9 protein-coding genes are annotated in these 22966 nt (G+C 60.3%); 1 reads left to right on the top strand and 8 read right to left on the bottom strand.

Annotation, left to right across the window (positions count from 1 at the left end; translation table 11 throughout):
• Positions 1-566 precede the first annotated feature (566 nt).
• A complete protein-coding gene (locus tag PMI22_RS26155) occupies positions 567-2057 on the bottom strand; it encodes a DUF1254 domain-containing protein (protein WP_007942978.1) in 1491 nt (496 codons plus the stop codon).
• Positions 2058-2071: 14 nt separating this feature from the next.
• On the bottom strand, positions 2072-3538 hold the full coding sequence (locus tag PMI22_RS26160; protein ID WP_007942977.1) for a DUF1254 domain-containing protein: 1467 nt from the start codon (positions 3536-3538) through the stop codon (positions 2072-2074).
• A 77-nt stretch (positions 3539-3615) separates the two neighbouring features.
• On the opposite strand from PMI22_RS26160, the gene PMI22_RS26165 reads away from it, so the two are divergent.
• On the top strand, positions 3616-4662 hold the full coding sequence (locus PMI22_RS26165) for a DUF1214 domain-containing protein (protein ID WP_081502728.1): 1047 nt from the start codon (positions 3616-3618) through the stop codon (positions 4660-4662).
• 565 nt (positions 4663-5227) lie between these two features.
• On the opposite strand, the gene PMI22_RS26170 is transcribed toward PMI22_RS26165, so the two are convergent.
• From PMI22_RS26170 to PMI22_RS26195, 6 genes are all read right to left on the bottom strand, one after another.
• The gene (locus tag PMI22_RS26170) at positions 5228-5731 is read right to left on the bottom strand and encodes a cupin domain-containing protein (protein ID WP_007942973.1); all 504 of its coding nucleotides are present in this window, start codon (positions 5729-5731) and stop codon (positions 5228-5230) included.
• Positions 5732-5898: 167 nt separating this feature from the next.
• Positions 5899-16251 carry a VCBS domain-containing protein gene (locus PMI22_RS31220; RefSeq protein ID WP_007942972.1) on the bottom strand — a complete coding sequence of 3451 codons (10353 nt, stop codon included), beginning with the start codon at positions 16249-16251 and terminating at the stop codon, positions 5899-5901.
• 24 nt (positions 16252-16275) lie between these two features.
• Positions 16276-17622 (bottom strand): HlyD family type I secretion periplasmic adaptor subunit, encoded by a 1347-nt coding sequence (locus tag PMI22_RS26180; protein ID WP_007942971.1) that lies wholly within the window; start codon positions 17620-17622, stop codon positions 16276-16278.
• Positions 17615-19837, bottom strand: coding sequence for an ATP-binding cassette domain-containing protein (locus tag PMI22_RS26185; RefSeq protein WP_007942970.1), 2223 nt, complete (start codon positions 19835-19837; stop codon positions 17615-17617). Before PMI22_RS26185 ends, PMI22_RS26180 begins: the two co-directional genes overlap by 8 nt.
• The gene (locus PMI22_RS26190) at positions 19827-21476 is read right to left on the bottom strand and encodes an ABC transporter transmembrane domain-containing protein (RefSeq protein ID WP_007942969.1); all 1650 of its coding nucleotides are present in this window, start codon (positions 21474-21476) and stop codon (positions 19827-19829) included. Before PMI22_RS26190 ends, PMI22_RS26185 begins: the two co-directional genes overlap by 11 nt.
• 234 nt (positions 21477-21710) lie before the next feature.
• Positions 21711-22966, bottom strand: a 1256-nt coding sequence (locus PMI22_RS26195; RefSeq protein WP_007942968.1) for an ATP-binding response regulator, incomplete at its 5' end; no start/stop codon positions are given.

The following is a 22966-nucleotide window of genomic DNA, read 5'->3' as shown; positions in this document are numbered from 1 at the left end:
CCAATCCGGGCTTGTACGGCGTTGCGCAATATGTGCATCCGCTATGGGTAGCTGCTCCCTGCCAAATTGGGCAGAGGCACCGGGCCTATAGTAGGTATAGCGAGCGCGACGCCATGGGCTTGGCAAGACAGTTTCTTCGCATTTTGAGACAAGGGAAGACAGGTAAACGAACAATATTGCGATGCAGGTTGGGTGATCCTATTTTAGCTAAAGGTGGCCTTTGATGAGAGGCAGCTTTTGGCCGATTCTGTTGAAAAAGTCGGTTCTTCCAGACTGCCCGCATACTGACGGCTGAAAACGCCTTTTTTGCGCGCCGCTACGCGAAATCTGAACCCGGAATCCACTGCTCAAAGTAAAGATTTCAATCTCAAACGCGTACTTTTCTGTCGTGGAATCCATGACCGACTTTTTCAACAGAATCGGCCGAATTCTGCCTGTCGCGACGGGCTGATGTCGACCCAGAGCTGCCGGTGACCATTGGATAAATCCGAATAGATTAATCTATCGAACTTACCCAGAAACGATATGAGCGCTCCTACGCTCATATCACCGAGTTGCATTTATGGTTACTGCTTCTGAAGGTCTCCAGGCTTCCATGCCTTGTCGAAGAAAGCCTTGGTCGGGCCATACAACCGCAAGATCACGAAAAAGCCTTTGCCTGGCAAAGTACGAATCCAGTTCTTGCCTTCGCCCGGTGAATCCGGTCCGAAGTGTACGTCGATCGACCCGTCGGCATTCACCAGTGGCTTGTCCATGGTGTTCAACGACGGGAACGGCTGGCCGTTGTCCACGCCAGAAGCCGTGATGGAGTCATACACCGTCACCGACCAGAACAACGCCGCGGGAATGCCTTTGGGCAGGTTCACCGTGTACGCGTTGCTACCCGAGAGAAACTCGCCCTTGGCGTCGACGAACGTGGCCGGGTACTTGGCCCCGACGTTTTCCATGTTGACCGCCATGCCCGGGCTGGCCGAATAGGCATTGGTGAAGAAGCCGGTGCGCGGGTCAATGTAGTTGAAGGTGTCGGCGGTGAAGGTCGCGTTGCCCGGGAAGACGTTCAGCCACTTGCGGTCCGGATACCAGGTGCCATTGGTGACGATGGTTTGCGGGGTGTAGGAAGTGGCGTGGCCCATTTTGCTCGCGGTTTTCGCGGCCTTGTCGAGCAGGTCGCGAGTTGCCGCGTCCGGCTGGAACGGCTTGCCCTTGATGATGCCCAGGGCGGCAAGCATGCCGCGCATTTCCATGTCTTGCGGATCGACATATTCTTGGTCGATAAACCGCGACAGCATGTCGAACGCGCTGCCATTGGTGGGGTAGAGCATGTTGATCGGCGTTTTCGAGGCGTTGGGGAACTCCATCTTTTTCGCCGTGGCTTCTTTGCCCAGCGGATAGATGCGTGTCTGTTCCATGAGCGTGACCGGTGCTTCCAGCTGTTTCGGGTCCTTGAAGAAACCGCGCCAGAACACAAACACGTTGTAGGTGCGCGAACGGTAGGTCAGGTAGCCGGGAGGCACGTCACCCTTGTAATCCGGCGGCAGTACTAGGTACTTGGCACCCTTGCCTTTGTCCGGTCCTGGCAAGCCGACGTCGCCGCACCACTGGCGGCCTTCGATCTGGCCTTCGGAGCAGATCGGGCGCTGGAAGAAGTCGTCGAGAATGCCCTGCATGCCCGGCGGCACTTCGATCACCATCGGCCCGTCCTGCTTCAGGTCCAGGTAACCCATGGCGTAGATCACGTCGGAGTTGGGCGTGGTCACCAGGGTCTTGGCGTTAAGGCGGTCCTTCCAGATCGGCAGCACGTTGTAGCCGGCGCCGAAGGTTTTCTCCGAGGCTTCCTTCATGGCGTACATGTTCAGTGCCGGCAGTGCCCAGATGTAGGACTGCACGGCGCGCTGGAACAGCAGTTCATTCTTGAGCTGAGCCACGCCTTCGAGGGTTGGATAACCGCCGGCGAAGGGCAGGTCGGCTAATTGTTCATAGTGCGTGGCTGCCTGGGCGCCGAGGCTGACCGAAACGGCTAGGGCCAGTGCGGTCAGCGTTTTGCTGGCTGCGTTCATCGTCGAAGTCCTTTTCAATGGGTTTTCAGCACGGCCGGTGGAGTCCAGCTGCCGTCGAGTGCATCGGCTTGCGGCCAGTAGGCGCGAATGTACAGCGAGAAATCGGCATCTTTAGGGGAGGGCAACCAGTTGCTTTCTTTGTCCTTGCCCGGCGATTCGCTTTGTACGTAGAGGGTCAGCGAGCCGTCAGGATTGGTTTGCAGGGATTTGTTCTTGGTGCCGATGGAGTAGCGCTTGAGCTCGTTCGGCGAGAAGAAGTGCTGTTCGTTGTACAGCGTCAGCGACCAGAAACCCTTGACCGGCGGCAGTTTGCCCTTGGCAAAGGTCACGCTGTAGTTGTTCTGGCCATTGAGGCGCAGGCCGGACTGATCCAGGTCCTGATAGAAGTATTTGGTTTCTTTCTGCTGGTTCACGAAGATATTCGACCGTGCCACGGCGGTACGGCTGAAGTAATCGGTACCGAACGCTGCGCCGTTGCTGACGGTGCTCCAGTGATCCGGCAGCTGCAGGCCATAGTTGCGGAACTGCAACAGTGGGTCGATCACTTCGCTGTCGGCTTTTTTCGCTTCGTCGATCATCGCTACACGCAATTGCGGGTCGGCTTTGGCGATGGCCGCGAGGGCAGCCATTTGCGCGTAGCGGGCTTCTTCACCCGGCAATGGCTTGGCGTCCTTGAGCAGGGCCGGCAGTTCGTCGAAGAACTTCTCCGGGATCACCCACTTGGTTTCGGCTTTGCCATCCGAGGCCTGCGCCGGGAATTTCGGCAGTTTGGCCCAGTCGCGTTTTTTGACCTTGCCGTCATATTGGGACAATGGGTACATGTCGATACCGGCCAGGGCCGGCTGCACGGCTTGGCGATCGGCGGCCGTGTCGTCCTGAAACACCCGGGGAATGACGAAGCCGGTGTTAGTACGTGCCCGGAACACTCTGGTAATACCTGGGGGCACCTTGCCGTTCCAGTCCGGGCCGACCAACAGGTAGAAACCTGGCTGGGTGTTATACATCTTGCCCAGCTCGGCGAAACTGTCGGAACGCAGGTCGACCACTTGATACACCCAGAAGCGGTCATCGAAGTCCGGCACTTGCAGCACCACGGGCTCAAGGTCCAGGGCGATGCTGCCAGCACCGTACACGACGTCCTGATTCGGACAGGCTACCAGCCGCTCGGCCGGGTCGATGTAGTCGCTGAGCATCGACAATCGGTTGATCGGGGCCACCGGCACGATGCCCCCCATCAAACCGGGTTCGGGCAGGTCCTTGAAGGCCTGGCGACGATTGAAAATATTGGCCATCGGCCAACCCCAGAAATACGCTTCGCGCGCCATCATGCGCACATAGGGTTCGGTCACTTTGGTGCCGGCGACAGGCCCCGCGATGGAGGCCGGGGCATCAGGGGCCTGGGCGGCCAGCGCGGAGGTTGCGGCGAGTGTACTGACGAGCGTCAGTGCGAAGAGGGCGTGGCGACGAGGCAATAGATTCATACAGCATCCTTACTTGATGACCTTCACCTGATGCAGGTGATTCGGCTGACAAGATAACCCATCTTCTTCGCGTAATCATGAGTCTCTGGAACGACTGTTATTGGCCGATTTCTGCCCTGTGCCCTAGGCTGCAATCGGATGTCAATACATTCGGCGGGGCGACAGGGTGGCCGGATTGGCAGGGAACACCAATGGCCGTGCCCCCGGGGATTACCGCCGTCGCACGCTCCTCGACCGACCTGGTGTTCGTGATTCCCCGTGTGTTCAAGGATGACACCGCCGCCGACACCGAGGCCGTGCAGCCGCTAATCAATCAGGTGGTCATGTACCCGTTGAGTCAGTTCGACGGCAAGATGAAAACCGTGGACTACGCCAAGCTCCCGCATTTCCCGGCTCCGGAGGGCAGTGGCGGCGAGACCAAGTGGGTGCGGCCGGCGAGCTATTACGAGGATCTCGCGGACGTGTTAAAACGAGTGCCGCCACTTCCGGGCGAGGAAGCCCTGTACGGCTGGATCCGTTCTGTGTGGGAGGCCGCGGCGAGCAATCCTGAGGTCAGAAAACAGCTTGATGAAACCTTCGCCAAGGCGAATGCCGAACTGGTCGATCCCTTGTTCCACTTTCGCTACAACGGCCGGCCCATTGGTCACGGCTGGACCGCGCCGGCCAATGCGTCGCAGTGGGGCACCGACTACCTCAACCGCACGGCCATCTCCAAGTCGAGCATGTACCAGAACACGCCAGAGGAGACGCAGTACCAATTCAAGGAAACCGATAGCCAAGGGCAACCGCTCGACGGCAATCACCAATACACGGTGACCTTTGCCAAAGGACAAACACCACCGGTCAAGGGTTTCTGGTCGTTGACGCTGTACAACGCCGAGCACTTCTTCCACGCCAACCCCTTGCAGCGCTTCTCGCTCGGCACCAAGAACAAGAACCTCAAGGACAACCCGGATGGTTCCCTGACGCTCTACCTGGGCGCCAAGTCCCCGGGCGCGGACAAGGAAACCAACTGGCTGCCCGCACCCACCGGACCGTTCTCGTTGCTGCTGCGCAATTATTGGCCCGAGGCCACGATTATTGACGGCAGTTGGACCCCGCCTGACGTGGTGAAAACCGACTGACCCTGCTGCGTTCGGCCAGCGTAGCAGCAGTTATCCACTTGCTTGCCCGGCAATCGCGCAGGCAAGGCCTGTCGGTTTATCTAAAGGCTGAACGGCAACCCACATGACCGATTCCACCTCGTTGAAAGGTAGCTATGGGTAGATTCTGTTGAAAAAGTCGGTCTGCCTGTTGGTGCTGACGCCGAATTGACCCAGTGGCCAAGATGTCACTGACCCAGTCTTATTCCTCGCGAGCCATTGCCCATGTTGGATTTCTGCCTACTTGGGGTAGGGCGGTCTTGCGTCGGCACGTGGGTCAATTCGGCGTCAGCGTCTACACGTAGTCGTCAATCAGTTGAACGTATGGCCCTTAACCTATTGAAAAATAAGTATCATTTTTTGGCTAATCAATTACTCATTTTTATCCAATTGTCACAGTACTAGTGGGAATGGACAGCAATGAGAGAAGTTCCGCCCAGACACATAATTTAACATAATATACATTACACGTAACAAAGTATTTCTGGATTGGCCCGGTTACACGCAGAATTTGCAGCGTTCAATTCTTCAATTCCTTCCTGAGCCCTTATCCGCGTGTCAGCTTTTCAACCAACACCGAATGCTCGGGAAAACGCGCACTGAGCTTTTGTCGATCACCCAATTGCATATCCGCGTAATCAAACCCTGGCGACACTGCCTCACTGATCAGACCGAATCCCGTCGACCCCACCATAAGCCGCGAAGCTTTCCAGACACCGCCAGGTACATGCAGCTGTAAACATTCTCCTGCGACGACATCGCTGCCCATCATGATGGTCTCTAATGTGCCGTCCGGGAAAATCAGCGAGTACGCAATGGCGTCGCCCAAATGATAGTAATGAACGATGTCGGAATGGTTCAGATGGAAATGGCCGATGGGAGAATCTTTCGTCCACAGGTAGTAAATCGACGTCATCCGGTAGCGCTGGCCACCGGTCGTTGTGACCATGTTGTCTGACTGATACGTTCTGCGGTAATAGCCGCCTTCCACATGAGGCTCTAGATCGAGCGATGCGAACAGTTCTTTGATGCTGGGTGTTTTAAAATCCATTTCGACAGCCTTGCCCAGCTATATCGACGCATTTACCCACATATTCGCAGCATTTAACGACATAGCTCAACTAAACATCTATTTAGTCGAGCTAAGTCCAGACGAACCTCAATCGTATTCGACTGATGTGTTCGAGGGAACGGCCGCTCTCCCTTGAATCTTCGCCCTCATCCGTAATGTTGCGGATCGTGATCCGTTATCGGCATGCTCGGCGCATCCGCCAGCCCTGAATCGTGGTACCCGGAGTCAGCCGGCTCGGGCGTTGCGGCGCCCGGGTGTAACGGGCTATCCGGTGGCGGTAGGGAATCCGGCGATTGCATCGGATCTGGCTGGCTGAGGTGGGCTGGATCTACGCCGCCGAGCTGCAGGTACCCCTCGACTGTTGGACTTTCGCTCTGCCCCTCGTACTCTGCTGCCAGATGATCAGTATTGGTCTGGGTAAATTGCAGGTACACATCCACGGGTGATGGCTGTGCTGTCACGGTGATGGTCACGTTGTGCGTGGTGCCATCGACACTACTGACCGTGAAGGAGTCAGCCAGTTGTTCTCCTTCGGTCAATTGCTGCACGGCGACCTGGTTATCGTCGGCGCTGTAATACCAGGCTCCATTGGCGTCGATGGCGAGCGAACCGTACGTGCCCACCAACGCGTCCGCACCGTTATGCGCTACGAACGACGCTTCGTTGTCATCAGGGTCGCTAATGGTGAGCTGACCGCTCGTTTCCAGCAGATGACTGCTCTCGGTGAAGCCTTCTATCTGGACGTTGCCGGTATCGACGCCTGCAATCACTGCCTCCTGGTTGGTGCCGGTCAGGTTGATCAACAGGTCCTGCGTTGCTGTCGCACCCTGACTGTCAGTGACGGTGATCGGGATGGTCAGCACCTGGGTCGTGCCTTCGGCCAGATGCCTATAGGCTGCATCGGACGGATCGAAGCTGTAGCTGCCATCGTCGTTCAAGGTGAAGCCTGCCACGCTCGAAGTACTGCTGTAGATCAGCGTGTCGCCCGTGTCGGCATCGGTTCCGAGCAACTGGCCAGTGACCTTGGCGCCCTCTTCCACCGCGTCCTGCGCGGTGATGGCGCAGAGTACCGGAACGTCATTGGTGCCGATCAGGGTGATGCTCAGTATCTGTGTGGCGCTGCCGCCGTGGTTGTCAGAAGCCGTCAGCCCGATACTCAGGGTCCGCGTCTCCCCCGCCATCAGGTTTTGGTAAGTCGCATGGCCCGGATCAAAACGGTAGGTGCCATCGGGGTCGATGCTGAATCCGTCGACCATGGTATCGCTGCTGTACGTCAGCAAATCGCCGGTGTCGACGTCAGTCGCCGTGGCATGGCCGGTGATGATTGCGCCGTCTTCAGTGGCATTGATTGCAGTCAGCACGCTCATCACCGGCAGGTCGTTGCTGCCAGTAATCGTAATCACCAGATTCTGCGACGCTGTCGCCCCCTGGCTGTCGGTGACGGTCACCGGGATTGTCAGGACCTGCTGTGCCCCTTCGGCCAAGTGCTGATACGCAGCATCGGACGGATCGAAGCTGTAGCTGCCATCGGCGTTCAAGCTGAAGCCTGCCACGCTCGAAGTACTGCTGTAGATCAGCGTGTCGCCGGTGTCGGTATCAGTGCCGAACAACTGGCCAATGATTTTGGCGCCCTCTTCCACCGCATTCAGCACGGTGAGCGCACTCAATACCGGCACATCGTTAGTGCCGTGCACCATAACGCTGATTTGATACGGCGTACCGTCGGCGCTGGTCAGACTGACATTGTCGGTCAGGGTCGCGCCTTGCCCCAAATGTTGAATGGCATCCTGGGCATTGTCCGCCGAGTAGCGCCAGGTGCCGTCACTGCGCAACTCCAGCGTGCCATAGGCGCCCTGCACGGTCTGCGCGGTGAGAATGCCTTCGCCGGTATCAACGTCGGCCAGGCGGATCTGCCCGGAAACCACCAGTTGGCCAGTGGTGACGCCCTGGTCCTCGGTGAGGTCGCCGGTGCGCTGTCCAGTGATGATGGCGGCATCGTTGGTACCGTGGACGTCGATAGTAATGACCTGGGTGACTTCTGCGCCATGTTGGTCTCTGCCGTGGGCGATGAAGGTCTCGCTAACGACTTGACCATCCTTGAGCGCCTGCACTTGGGCCGAGTTGCCATTGAGCAGGTAGCTCCAGGTGCCATCGACGCTCATCTCAAAACGGCCATAGGCGCCAGCCGTGTTCATGCCTGTCCACTGCGTGGTGTCGCCGGTATCGATGTCAGTGGTGGTCAATTGGCCTTGGGTGCCGGGCGTGGCGTCTTCCGTGGTGCTGCCGCGCACGTCGCCACCCACCACGGGCAAGTCGTTGCTGCCTCGGATGGTAATGACCACGTCCTTGCCCACCGACACGCCGCTGCCGTCGACAGCCGTGACATGGAAGGTTTCGGTGAGACTGTCACCCGCGTTGAGTGCCTTGACGACAGGGTCCACCCCATTGAGCGTGTAGACCCACGCGCCATCGCTTGTGACCTCGAAATGACCATGGGCGCTGTCCACGCTCTGCGGGTTGACCGTCGCTACGTCGCCGGCATCCGGATCGCTCGCGAGCAGTTTGCCGCTGGTCTGGAGCGTGCTCTTGTCGGTAACGGAGCCTGTGGTCGCGCCGTTGATCACCGGCGCGTCGTTGATTCCGCCGACCACCAGGCGAATCTGTTCCAGGGCCATATGGCCATTGCTGTCTCTGACCTGCACGGTGAAGGTGTCAATGAGCTGCTGGCCCGCAGCCAGGCTTTTAAGAGCGGTGCTGGCAGCAGACTGGTCAAGCTGGTAGCGCCAGCTGCCATCCGGATCGATCGACAGCGTGCCCACTTGGCCGTGCGCGCTCGACACCAGACTGAAGCTGAACGTCTCGCTAATGTCCGGATCAAGGACCGGGATCTTGCCAGCCAGCACTTCGTTGGCGCCAGGTTCGGCGATGCCTTCAGTGACACTGGGGATCATCGGGCCATCGGCCGTGCCATACACGGTCACGACAACTTCACGTGAACTCGTCGCGTTGTGATTGTCGATGACATTGACCATGAAACGCTCGACAACGGACTCGCCGACATTCAGGTACTGCGCCTTGGCATTGTCGAGGTGGTAGGTCCAGTCACCGTTGTTGTCGATGCTGAAATTACCGACTTGGCCTGTGCCTTCCTGCACGCTCCAGGTCGCGCTGTCGCCAGTATTCAGGTTCTGCACGGCGAGGCTGCCACTGGCGGTGAGCTGCTTATCCTCGATCGTGGTGCCTTGGTCCACGCCGACGATGTGTGGCGTGTCGTTGGTACCATTGATGGTCACGGTGAACTGAGTCTGTACAGTGTTGCCACTGGTGTCGACGCCGCGGACGTTGAAATACTCCTGGACCGATTGTCCGAGATTGAGCGCCTGGACCTGCGCCGCATCGTTATGCAGGTTATAGACCCACTCGCCGTAGGCGCCCAGGGTAAGGACACCAAAGGTGCCATTGACGGGCGTCACCTGCCAGGTGACCGGACTGCCGATGGGCGAAACCCCCGTCAGCAGGCCAGACCGAATGAGCGAGACATCCTCGGTCACATTGACACTGACCGACGGCAGGGTCTGCGGCGGCGTTTCGGTGCCACCGCCGCCTGTGCCTTGTTCGGGCGGCGCGTTGGGGGCCTGTGTGCCGACCACGGTGACATTGACGAAGCACTCCACGCTTGCGCCATGGTTATCGGTCAGTTGCACACGAAAGCTATCCGTCGCCTGGTCTCCAGGCTGCAACGCCTTGGTGTCGGCGTCGTTGATGTCGAGCGTGTAGGTCCATTGGCCATGAGGGTCGAGCTGCAGCGTTCCGTACTTGCCTTGGCCGTCACTCAGGGTCCAGGTGTCGGTGTCGAGCTGGTCCGGATCTTGGCCGACCAGGCGTCCGGTCGCGGTTTTCGAGACGTACTCGAACACCACGCCGGTGGCGACACCGCTGATGAGCGGCGCATCGTTGGTGCCATGCACCGTGATCGTGACCGGTCGGTAGGTGACGCCGCCGTTTTCGTCAACCGTCGTGATGGTGAAGGTTTCGGTGGCAGTCTGTCCTTCGGCGAGAGCCTGGACGTATGCCTGCGAGTCGAACAGCTGATAGGTCCACTGCCCATCGGTGTCCAAAGAGAACTGACCGTATGTACCAGCGTACTGACTCTGCTCGAAGCTCGGCTGGTCGCCGCTGTCCACATCATCGACGCAGAGGCGCCCGGTGACGCTGCTCTTCTGGTCTTCAGACACATCGCCACTGTCGACGCCACTGATAATCGGCGCATCGTTATGGCCGCGAACTGTGATGGTGATGTCCTTGAAGTCGGTCACCCCATGCGAGTCGGTGACTTGGACGCGGAACGTCTCGGTTGCGCTGGCGCCCTGCCCCAAGGCATCGACAATGGCTGAGCCCGTGTCAAGCTGGTAGGTCCAGACGCCCTGTGCATTGAGGCTCAACGTACCGAGCTGTCCATGCGGGTCGCCGACCACTGCCCAACTCGCGGTGTCGCCACTGTCCACATCGCCGGGCAGTAACTGACCGCTGACTCGGGTGGCGATGTCCTCTGTCACTTCGCCACTGCTGGTACCGCCGATGTGCGGGCCGTCATTGGTACCGTGCACCTGCACCTGGATCGTGGCGGTGCTGCGCTCGCCCGCCGCGTCAGTGATATTGACCACGAAGCGATCGACGACCGTCGTCCCTTCGGCGAGTCGGTCCGCTTTAGCGTGATCGAGCGTGTATATCCAATGCCCGTTCTGATCGAGCGTCAGGGTGCCGTAGTTGCCCACGCTCTGTCCGCTGTAACCATCGATCGACCAGGCCAGGGTGTCATTAATGTCCGGATCGCCACTGGCAATGGTGCCTTGGGCAGTGGTCGCGCCGATCTGGTCTTCTGTCACGTCCCCGGTCAGCGCCGGTGAATTGGGGTCGATGGCCGGGCCGTCATTGGTGCCGGTGACCTGAAGGGTAACCTGCTGATCGGCATACCCACCGTGGTTGTCAGTGACACGCACGACGAAGCTGTCTTGCGGCGTGTCGCCGGCCTTGATCGACTGTGAACGCGCGGGGTCGAGGCGATACGTCCAATGGCCATTCTGGTCGATGCCGAGCGCACCATAGAGACCTTGCGGGGTGAGCACCTGCCACGTTCCGAGTTTGTCGCCGGTGTCGATGTCGCTGAACGACAGTGCTCCGCTGGCAGTCAGGGTCCGGTCTTCGACCACGCTTCCCTGGTGTGCGCCGCCGATGACTGGATTGTCGTTGCTGCCGTTGACCTCGATCGAGATCACCTGATTGACCGGCGTGCCAGACCCATCGGTGCCCCGCACGGTAAAACTCTCGGTGTGATGCTCGCCCAATGCCAGGGCCTGGGTGGCGGCGCGTGAGTTGTCGAGGCTGTAGTTCCAGGTGCCGGTCGCAGTGTCGAACGACAAGGTGCCGTAAGTACCGGTACCGTTGACCAGCGACCAGTTGAAGCTGTCACCGGTGTCCAAGTCGGCATGGGTCAGGGTGCCGGAAACCACACTCTGCGGGTCATCCTCGGTGACCGCGCCGGTGCTGCTGCCATTAATCACCGGGAGGTCGTTGGTCCCGGTAATGACGATGTCCACGGTCTGCTGCGCGCTGGCACCGTGGTTATCGGTGACGATGGCGGTGAAACTCTCATGCACCTTCTGACCCGCCGCCAGGGCCTGGGTTACCGCGCGGCTAATGTCGAGCGTGTACGTCCAGGTACCGCTTGCCGCGTCGAGGGCCAGGGTGCCGTAGTTGCCTTCGGTCGACGTCAGGCTCCAGGACAGCCGCGCGTCGGTATCGACATCACTGGCCACCAGCTTGCCGGTGGCGGTGGGTACGGCGGCATCTTCAGTCACCGCTCCGATGATGACGGAGCTTGGGCCAATCTTCGGTGCATCGTTGGTCCCCAGCAGGGTGACCGTAATCTGATGCGCCGTGCCATCAACGCTTTGCACCGTGAAGGTGTCCGTCACCGTCGCGCCTTCGCTCAGTTTCTGCACCGCCGTCTGGTTGTTGGCGGCGCTGTAGTGCCAGGCGCCACTGGCATCAATCGTCAGGCTGCCATATTTACCTGCGAGGGCGCTGGCGCCACTGCGCGGCGTGAACACCGCTTGGCCTTTATCTACATCGCTGATGGTCAGCTGGCCCCCGGTTTCCAGGTTGCCGGTGGCGGTCTGATCCTCGGTGACGCTGCCGTTATCCACCCCGGCAATCACCGCCCCCTGGTTGGTGCCGGTCAAGGTGATGGTCAGGATTTTTGTCACCGTTGCGCCCTGGTTGTCGGTCACCGTCAGCGGGATGTTCAGAGTCTGCTTCGCACCGGCGTTCAGGCTTTGATAGGCCGGGTTGCTCGGGTCGAAACGGTAGGTGCCGTCCGGGTCGATGCTGAAACCGTCGACCGTAGCCGCGGTGCTATAGATCAGCACGTCACCCGTATCAATGTCGGTGGCACTGGCGCGGCCGGTGATCGCGGTGCCGCCTTCGGTGGCCGTGCGGGCAGTCAGCACGCTCATCACCGGCAGATCATTGGTGCCGGTAATGGTAATGACCAGGTTCTGCATGGCCGTGGCGCCGTGACTATCCGTCACCGTGACCGGAATGGACAGGACCTGCTGTACCCCTTCGGCCAGGTGTTGGTAAGCCGCATCGCCGGGGTTAAAGCTGTAACTACCGTTGGCACTGAGGGTAAAACCGGCGGTGACCAAGGTTGTGCTGTAACTCAGCGTATCGCCCGTGTCGATATCGGTCGCCGTCAGTTGCCCGGTCAGAATGTCCCCATCTTCCACCGCGTTACGCGCGCTGATGGCGTTGAGCACCGGCACATCGTTGGTCCCGTTCAATGTGACCGTCACGGTATGCTGGGTGCCGTCGAGGCTGGTAATGGTGAATTGATCGGTCAGGGTGGCGCCCTGCCCCAGTTGCTGAACCGCCGCCTGATGGTTGTCGGCGCTGTAGTACCAGGCGCCGCTGGCGTCGATACTCAAGGTGCCATAGCTGCCGGTCAGTGCCTCGGTACCCGAGTGGTCGGTAAATACCGCCTGGTCGCTGTCCGGATCGCTGATCGTCAACTGGCCAGCCGTTTCCAGCAGATGCGTGCTGGGGGACGTCGTGTCTTCCATGACACTGCCTGCATCCACCCCGGCGATCACGGCCCCCTGGTTGGTGCCGGTCAGGGTGATGATCAGAATTTTCGTCGCCGTGCCGCCGTGGTTGTCGGTGACCGTCAGCGGGATATTCAGTGTCTGTGTTTGCCCGGCCAGCAGGCTTTGATACGCCGAGTTCGCCGGGTCGAACGACCAGGCACCCTCCTCGCTCAGGGTGAAGCCCGGTACCTGCGCCGAAGTGCTGAAGTTCAGGGTATCGCCGGTATCGACATCAGTGGCATTGAGCTGGCCGTGCTCCACGGCACCGCCTTCTATCACACTCAATTGCGGCACATTCAGCAGCAGCGGATTGTCGTTGGTACCCCGTATGCTGATGACGACATCCTGGCGAGCCGACGCGCCATGCTCGTCGGTGACCAGCACGCTGAAGCGTTCGCTGACCGGCTGTCCTTCCGCCAGACCTTGAGTGGCCGCACGGTTGTTGTCCAGGGTGTAGATCCACTGACCACTGGCTTCGTCGATGGACAATGTTCCGTAGACCCCAGACGCAGACACCAGACTCCAGCTGAGCTGGCTGGCGATGTCGACGTCACTGGCGATCAGTGCACCACCCACCGTGTTCGATGTGGCGTCCTCGGCGATCGCCCCGGTGGTGATCGAATTCTGGCTGATCACCGGCACATCGTTGGTGCCACTCAGGGTGATGTCGATGCTGTGTTTTGTGCCGTCGACACTTGTGATGGTGAAGTGATCGGTCAGCGTGTCGCCCTGCCCCAACTGCTGCACCGCCGCCTGGTCGTTGTCCGCCGCGTAATGCCAGGCGCCCGAAGCATCAATCGTCAACAGGCCGTAGCTCCCGCTGATTACCCCGGCCCCACTATGCTCGACAAAAACGGACTGGTTCTGATCCGGATCGGTGATGCTCAGCTGCCCACCGGTTTCCAGCCAATGACCGTCACTGGTGACCTGGTCTTCTGTGACGGCACCGTTATCCACCCCGGCAATCACCGCCCCTTGGTTGGAGCCGGTCAGGGTGATGGTCAGGATTTGCGTCGCTGTGCCGCCGTGGTTGTCGGTCACCGTCAGCGGGATGCTCAAAGTCTGCGTCTCACCGGCGATCAGGCTTTGATAAGCCGGGTGGCTCGGGTCGAAATGGTAAGTGCCGTCCGGGTCGATGCTGAAACCGTCGACCGTGGCCGCAGTGCTATAGGTGAGCACGTCGCCATCGTCGATGTCGGTGGCGATCACCTGGCCGGTGATAGCAACGTCGCCTTCGAGGGCCGTGATTGCCGTCATGCTCATAACCGGCAAGTCGTTGGTACCGGTCAGAGTGATGTCGATAATCTGCTGGGTGCCGTCGACGCTGGTAATCGTGAAGTGTTCGGTCAGCGTCTCGCCTTGCCCCAGTCGCCGCACCGCAGCCTGTTTGCTGTCCGCCGCGTAATGCCAGGCACCGGTCGCGTCGATCGTCAGCACCCCGAATTGGCCGGTCAGTGCATCGCTGTCGCTGTGCGGTGAGAATCGGCTTTCGCCGCTGTCCGGATCGATGATGGTCAGTTGCCCGCTCGTTTCCAGAAGGTCCGTGCCGCTGCTGGTATTTTCATCGGTGACAGCACCACTGGCCACGCCACTGATGACAGCGCTCTGGTTGGTCCCGGTCACGACGATGACCAGATCTTGCGTGGCTGAACCACCGTGTTCGTCGGTGACTGTCAGCGGGATAACCAGCGTTTGCTGAACCCCGGCGGGTAACGATCGATAGGCGCTGTGGGCTGGGTCGAAGCGGTAGCTGCCGTCCGGATGGAGGGTGAAACCGTCGACCTCGGCGGTGGTGCCATAGGTCAGCGTGTGGCCGTTATCCACGTCAGTAGCGTTGAGCTGGCCGGTCAATAGCGCGTCGCCTTCAGCGGCGGTACGCGCAACGAGGGTGTTGAGCACTGGCAGATCATTGGTGCCGGTGATATTGATCACCAGGTTCTGCGTGGCGGTGCCGCCATGGCCATCGCTGACCGTAACCGCGATGATCATTTGCTGCGTCTCGCCTTCGGCCAGGTATCGGTAGGCGGTGTTGCCCGGATCGAAGCGATAGCTGCCGTCCGCTGCCAGGATGAAGCCCGGCACCTCGGCAGTGGTGCTGAAACTGAGCTGGTCGAGGGTGTCGACATCAGTCGCGAGGATTCTCCCCTGAATAATGCCGCCCTCTTGCGTCGCGTGAAGCGCGTCAACACGCCCGATGACCGGGTCATCATTGAGCCCGATGATGGTGATGGTCAGGCGCGCGGTGGATGCCGCACCGTACTCGTCGACCACACTGGCGAGGAAATACTCGGTGGCCACCTCACCCTCGGCGAGCGCCTGAGTCGTCCCGCGATCATTGTCGAGGTGATACTGCCACCGGCCGGTGCCCGCATCGAGCGTCAACTCGCCGTATTGGCCGTGCACGGTGTCGACCTGCCAGTGCAGCTGGGCGTCCTGATCCGCGTCGCGGGCCTCAAGTCGGCCGCTGACGAGTGTCTGCCCGTCTTCCCGGTGGCTGCCGGTGAGTACCGAGGCCTCAGTGATTTCCGGGCGGTCGTTGGTGCCTTCCAGCTCGATGCGAATCAGCAGATCGACGGGCGCCTGATGGCCCGAACTGGCGCGCACCAGAAACTCCTCGATGACATGCTGACCTTCGTTCAGCCCCTGAAACGCAGGACTGGTGATGTTCGGGGTGTAACGCCAGGAGCCATCGGGTTCGACCTCTAACCTGCCATAGACACTTTCCGGCGCCAGCGCCTGCCATTGAACGGCCACGCCCCCTTCACCACCGCTTGCACTGAGATGGCCACTGACTTGTTGTTCAGTGTCCTCGATCACGCTGCCGGCAAGATCGCCGGTCGCCAGCAATGGCGTCGAACTGTCGATGTTGCTCGCGCTGTTGATGCTTTCGTCTTGAGCGTGCAGCGCGCGCGGAGCACTGGCGCCGCCACCAACGGGCGCCAACTCGGCAGCCTGCAGCGCCGGTGGGTCCAGGTCTCCTGCCACAAAAGCCGCTGCGCGGGCCGCATCGCCGAAGTCCGGCCTCGAAATATAGCCGGACTCAGCAGCGAAACCACTCGGGCCGGATGCCGGTGCCTCAATGACAGGCACCAGGCCGGTTACGGGCAATGCCTGCTCGGCGATGGAGTCCATCAGGGCACGAGCAGGCGATTGCTCGGAGGCGCCGACGGCATGGGGCTGCTCGCCAGGCAGTGTTTCCCCTTGCTTGTCCTCGGTCCAGCCCAGAGGGCTTTTTACGTCAGAGGTATCCTGCTTGCCCAGTGGCTGTTCATGCGCACGCAAGCGTCTGGCGGCTTCTTCCGGGCTCATTCCCGGGCGCACACCTGAAGTCGAACCGTCTTCATAATTGGCCATGATCTGTTCCCTGTGCTCCTGCGCCTAGCGTTCGTGGAATGCCATGTCGGCACCGAGAAAAACGGGCTTGGCAAGGTACTGGAACACCGTCTTGCGGCCAGTGACGATATCCGCCTCGCCGGTCATGCCGGGGATCAATTGGCGGTTCGCGTCGTTCCCGACATAGGCCTTGTCCAGCTGGATATCCACCTTGTAAAAGGTCGCGCCGGTCTGCTCCTGGCGAAACACCGATGGGGAGATGCGCTTGACCTTGCCCGACACTGAACCGAAGCGGCTGAAGTCGAAGGCATCGACCTTGACCAGCGTGGTTTGCCCGATACGCACGAACCCGATATCCCGTGGCGAGACCAGGACTTCCATCACCACGCCGCCTTCGCTGGGCACCAACTCCGCCACCGTGCCGCCGGGTGCAATCACCGCACCGGCGCGGGTATCAGGCAGTTGCTTGATAAAGCCGGCGACTGGCGCCACCACGTCGGTACGCCCATGGCGGTCTTTCAGGGCAACCATCTCCGCATCCAGCTCATGAATCTTCTCGATCAGTTCGCTGCGCTTGGCCCCCGCTTTCTGGTCAATCTCGTCCAGCACCTGCTGTAGCGCCGCTTGGGCCACGGCGATGGACTTTTGCAGTTCGGTGATGCGCGAATGCAGCTGCGCAAGGTTGCGTTCGACCTCCGCCGCATGCTCTTGGGCCTCGGCCATGCGCACCGCGGAAATCGCTCCCCTGGCGAAGCCATCCTGGTAACGGGCCTGGACGCCAAGGGTCAGGTTCAATTGGTTGCGCATCGCCGGCAATTCGCCCTGGGCGCCGCTCAGTGCCGCCCTCTGCTGCTCTAAGACGGTACGCTTGGAATCGGCCAGTGAGGAGTTGAGCGCCAGCTCATTGAGGTAACGCTTGATCGCCTCCGCCACCAGAACCGGCTGATCGGCGAAGGGAGAAAAATTCGGCCGACGTCCCTCAATTACAGCCCCCCACAGTTCGAGATCGATCTGCAGGGCGGAGCGGCGCACGCTAACCTGATCGAGATCCTTCTGCACATCCGTCGTGGCAAACCGGGCGATGACTTGCCCCGCCTTGACAGGCTCGTTCGCCTCGACCAGCAGCTCAGTGAGGATGCCGCCCTCCTTCGACTGCACGAGCTGAATCCGCGACACCGGCTGAACCTCCCCACGCGCCTTGGCCAGCTCATCAACCTGTGCAAGCAGCGTCCAGAGCAGGAACAGCACCACCAGGGCAACAATCGCCAACAGCAGTCGGCGCAATTGCCGCGAACTACGGCCATCGTTGAGCAGGTTGGCAATATTGGCACTGGCGCGATCGTCGGCCCCGGTGATGGTAATGATTTTTGGAAGTGGGTCGATCTTAAGCATGAACCGGTCCTTTTAAGCTGTCCTGCGCCGCAGGTATCTGGCTTTGAGGGGCGACTGGCCCGACATGAATCAATTTGCCCTGATCGAGAATCACGATCAGGTCCGCGGTTTCAATCAGGTCCGCACGGTGCGTAGCAATCACCACGGTGCTGATGCCGCGCAGGCTGTCGAGCAAGCGCTTGAACATGCCGTCCAGCACCGGATCGCCGTCGCGCAACGGGTCATCCAGCAACAGCAGGGGTGGATCATCCAGCACGGCTTCGACCATGCCCACCACATGACGTATACGCAGGGCATCGGGGTCTTCGCGCCAGGGATCGAGCTGCAGGCTCAGCGCCGCCTCTTCGCTCGTGCAGCCGAGCAAACTCCACCAGGTTTCGCCCGCGACACGGGCAAAACAGGCAATGATTCGCTCGTCGCTGGCAGACGGATGGGACAACCGGAGGAAGTCACGCACCGGCAACGGCAGGTTCTGCAGGGTCTGCGCATGAAAACCGACCCAGACACGGTAATCCGCCGGGTCGAACTGACGGATATCCCGCCCGTCGAGCACCACGCGACCACTTTGTGGCATGCGCACGCCGGACAGACACTGCAATAGCGTGCTCTTACCAGCGCCATTGGGCCCGACCACCACCACACGCTGGCCCGGCTGCAGCTCGAAGCTGATGCCGTTGAGCGCAGGCTCCTGTTCGGCGGTATAGCGATAGTACAAATGGTCCACGGCGATACGAGGCGACAGCGGTTCGACCGGTGAATACATCTGCGGGTGCTGTGCCTCGCCAGCGGACTGCATCAGCCGCTCCAGTTGCAGGCGTGATTCTTTGATCTGGCTGATGCGCAGGCTAAGGGAAAAGAATTGCTGGGCCGGGGTGGTGACGTGCCAGACCAGCATCATCGTGGCGATCAACCCGCCCGCCGTCATGCCCTGAGACAGGACCAGAGCGATGCCGGCGGCCATGGTGCCCAGCACCGTGAACATCCCCAAAGCCTGGCCGATGCTCTGCACCAGCGCCTGGGCCAGGGCCAGATCACGATTGGCCTTTGCGGCCTGGCTGGACATGTCGCGCATACGCCGCAACCAGTGGTGATTGCCACTAATGCCCTGTAGGGAGCGAAGCCGCTGGATACCGCTGGAATACTCCTCCAGCAGCCGGTTGCCAACGCGGCTTGCGTGAACGGACTTACGCTGTACATAAGGCTGTACCAACCAGGCCGCGAGCCAGAACAGCAGCAGTCCAATGATCGGCACGAAAACAATCCAGCCGCCAAGCAGCGCGATCACCACGATGAACACCAGCACGAACGGATAATCAACCAGCGCCACACCGCCCGCACCGCTGAGGTACTGACGCACGCCTTCCAGGGAGCGCATGCGGTTGAGGTTGTTGTTCAGGCCCAGCCGCGACGAATACTCCAAGGGCAGACCGAGGGTTTTGCGAAACGCCGCAGTGCCAATGCTTGTGCCGGCCCATGCCCCCATGCGCGCTAGCAGTGTCGCGCGCCCGAGGCGCAGCCCCCAACCGCAGATGATGGCGACGATCGCCCCCAACCCCAGCGTGGTCAGCGTGCCAGTGGCGCCACTGGGAATTACCGAGTTGTAGACCGTCATGGTGAACAGCGACACCGACAACGCCAGGAGGTTGGTGACCAGACTGATCAGCCCGATCCCGAGCAATTCGCTTTGAGCCTTCGCCATCAGTCGCGCAAACCAGTCGGGCTGAGGGGCATCGATGGGCAAGAACCCGGCTTTGCGCTGGATCATCAGCAACTCGGTGTCATTCGACGGCTGCCAGCCCTCGACCGGGCTCACGCCGTCATGCCACCAGTCTTTATTGTCAAGACGACCGAGATAGAGCATGCACTGCTCACCGGTGATTGCCAGGGTGCCGACCGGCAGGCTTTCCATCAGGTTGTCGCGTTTGCCACGGGGCAAGTAATCGGAACGGAACCCGATGTCCGCCAACAGCGTGCGCAGGTCTTCTACGGTAAAACCGGCGCCCTGGGCCGGAAGGCTGGGCACCAGATTACGCGGCGCACCGAACCAGTCCAGCGTCACCAAAAGTGCGGGCAGGCAGCGAGCAATCGCCGAGGCACCGAGACGCGCCTCGCCGAGCAGCGTGGCGATGCGCTGCATCCGTGCACGCTCACTCCAGAACACCTGCAGTTTGTTGGCCCTGTCTGACAGGATGGAACTGATATTTTCAGCCTGCATGCGGGTGACTCCTGCCAATGCGGATGCTGCGGTCGCACGCACCAATCATGATCGGCTTGTTGCTGGCGACCAGCACCGTGGGGCGACCCGCCATGTTTTGCAGTAACGCGGCAAGGCGTTTTTGTCCGTCCAGATCCAGACCGCTGCCAGCATGATCCAGCAACAAAATCTTGGGCTCACGCACCAGCGCCCGAATCAGTGCGATGCGCTGGTAAACCCCTTCGTCGAACTGTTCGGCGCCCAAGGCTCCGATTTCCGTCAACGCGCCACTGCGCAGACGGCCGAGAAATGGCAACAGGCCTAGTGCCTCCGCATAATCGCGCGCCCGCTCGTTGTACCGCGGGTCGAACAGGGTCAGGTTGTTGAGAATCGAACCCGCCACCAACGCAGGATGACGTGGCACCAGGCTTACGCTGTGGCGCAGGCTGACGGCCGAATATTCGAGTACCGAATGACCGTCCAGGCGCACCTCCAATCCCTGTTGGCGCCCGGTACCCGCCACCATGGCCAGCAGTTTTGACGCCAATGCCGCATCGGCGGCATCCAGGTGGACCAACTCGCCGGAGGCGATGTTGATGGTTAAGTCGGGGTTGTTTTCCCTGAGCAGCTCAATACACCCTTGAGTGACGATGAGCGATGCCCCGGTCTCGTCGCGCTTCTGTGGATACAGCACCGCATCGCCGACCGGCAGTTCAAGCAGGTGCTGGACTTTCGTCTGCGCTTCCCGTGCCTGCGCCAGGCGCGCCAGATAGCCTAATCCGAGCATTGCCGGGCCGATGGAACGTCCAGCGAGCAACGTACAGGCGGTCAGTCCGCCAGTGCTCAGTTCGCCCTTCATCACGTCAATCGCGCCAAAAATCACGATCAGAACCGTGGACAACTGGCCCAACAGCGCAGCATTCTCACGTACCCAGGCGACGAGCATTTCCAGACGGGCCGACGCTTCCATGTAGCGTGCATTCATCACCGCGTAGTTGCGGCTGAGACCGGGCTCGGCGCCGCGGGATTTGACCTCGGACAGCCCGGCGAAGGACGCCCACAACAAGTTACGACGACGGCTATCGGCGGCTTCGACGTTGCCCAGGGTTCGCTCAGTGGCGGCCTTGACCAGCAGCGTCATGCCTAGGGCAACGGCAAACAATGCCAACGGAATGACTGCCAGCCAGCCACCGATGTAAGCGACCAGGCCGATATAAACGGCAATGAACGGCACCTCATACAGCGCCACCGCGGCATTGCCGGACCACTGATCCCGCACTTGCGCCACCGAACGTATACCGTCGATGACGTTGGCGGTGCCCATGCCTTCTACGACATTGATATCAGCCTTCAGCAGACGGTCGAAAATACGCGTGGTTGTTTCGCTTTCGTATTGCGCGGCGATGTGCGCAAACAGCGCAGTGCGGCCGTAACGCAGAATAACTTCAAGGATGATGGCGATACCGACACCGAGCACCAGGAACACCGCCGTGCCGTAGGACTGGCTTGGCAGGATGCGGTCGTAGATCTGCAGCAATGCCAACGGCAAGGCCAGGGCCAGCAGATGAATAACCAAAGAGACGGCTGCAACGTCCAGTCGATGAAAGCGCGGGCGATCGTCGACTACCGGTACGGAGGGTTTCGCGGTTGAGCTGTTCAACGGGACTTACTCGAGACGGGGTCTTTCGGTAAAGCAGGCGGGAGCAATTTATTTTGCCGCGCGAGCACGACGGGGAAAGGCGCGCCCGTCGCTTCTGCCAAGTGGATGCAGTAACGCATGTCACCCACACAGATGCTCTGAAATGAGCTGAACCGTATCAGTCGGACGCTGAAAAACGCTGAAAACTTCTGAACAATGCGCTTTTGACGTTACGAAGGGCGTGTTGGCGTGTATTTAACGGGTCATTGCGCCTGTTCCATTTGCCTGCAAGGCCTCGCTCAGACATTTCTGCGCCCGCTCAAAATCGTAACGTTTCACCGCGCTCTCCAATGGCTGGAAACTGTCTGCAAACGCACCGCGCAGGACGCCCGCCTGTGTCGCGAAATAAGGCACAGCCTGCGCATCGAAGTCACCCAGCAGGGCATCGAGATGTCGGCAAATCGTCTGCAACTCGACAACGTCGACCGCTATGGGCTCGGCCTCGACCGCACAGGGCAACTTCTCGCGTAATTGCCCCAGCAGTGCTTCCAGGGGTTCGGTCAAGTCTTGCAGACAGACCTGCAGTTCAACGAGCGGCCTGTTTGCACGCAGTGCCTGCTCCAATGCATCTGCCGCCTGCGCGATGGTGTCAGCACCGATGGTCGCTGACATCCCTTTGCAGCTATGGGCCAACAGCTCGGCCTTTTCCAGCTTTCCCATCGCCAGCGCTGCGCGCAACTGCGAGAGCAAAGGTCTCTGGCCGGCCAGGTAGCTGTGCAACAAATCCAGATACAGGGTGTGCTTGCCCAGCACCCGGCGTAGCCCGGCCGCCACGTCAACGTCCACGCCAGCGAAACTCAAGTCTCCACCGGGGGTGATATCGGCCGTTTGAATGCCTGCAGCTTCACGCGTTGCGCCGGTAGGCTTGATCCAGCGCAGCAGCGTACGGAACAGTGTGTCCGGGTCGATAGGTTTGACGACAAAATCCACCATGCCTGCCTCCCTGCAGCGTTCGCGATCGGCCAGCATGGCATTGGCGGTCATGGCGACGATGGGCAGATCCCGCTTGCCTGGCAAGGCACGAATGGCTCGCGTCGCGCTCACGCCATCGAGTACCGGCATGTGCATGTCCATCAGCACCAAGTCGTAGTCGCACGTTTGCACCCGGTCGACGGCAATTTCTCCATTGCCAGCAATATCGACCAGCAATCCGGCATCGCTCAGCAGTTCGCTCGCCAACTGCTGGTTCAGTGCGTTGTCTTCGACCAACAGTACACGCGCCCCGAAAATGGCCGCCATGATGCACGCCTCGGGAATCTCCGGCGCAAAGCTTTGATGGGCGCTGTTATCGTCATCCCTCGCCAGCATCCGGCTACTGTTCGGGGTGTGGCATTGCAGTTTTTGGGTCGCAACTGGCACGATCCCGACCCGAGCGGTAAACCAGAAGGTCGAGCCCTGGCCAACAACGCTTTCCACGCCGACCGTGCCCCCCATCAATTCGGCCAGCTTCT

This window comes from Pseudomonas sp. GM21, assembly GCF_000282215.1.
Classification (GTDB): Bacteria; Pseudomonadota; Gammaproteobacteria; order Pseudomonadales; family Pseudomonadaceae; genus Aquipseudomonas.
Note: the sequence above shows the minus strand (reverse complement) of the source record. Positions and strands in the feature narration are given on the sequence as shown.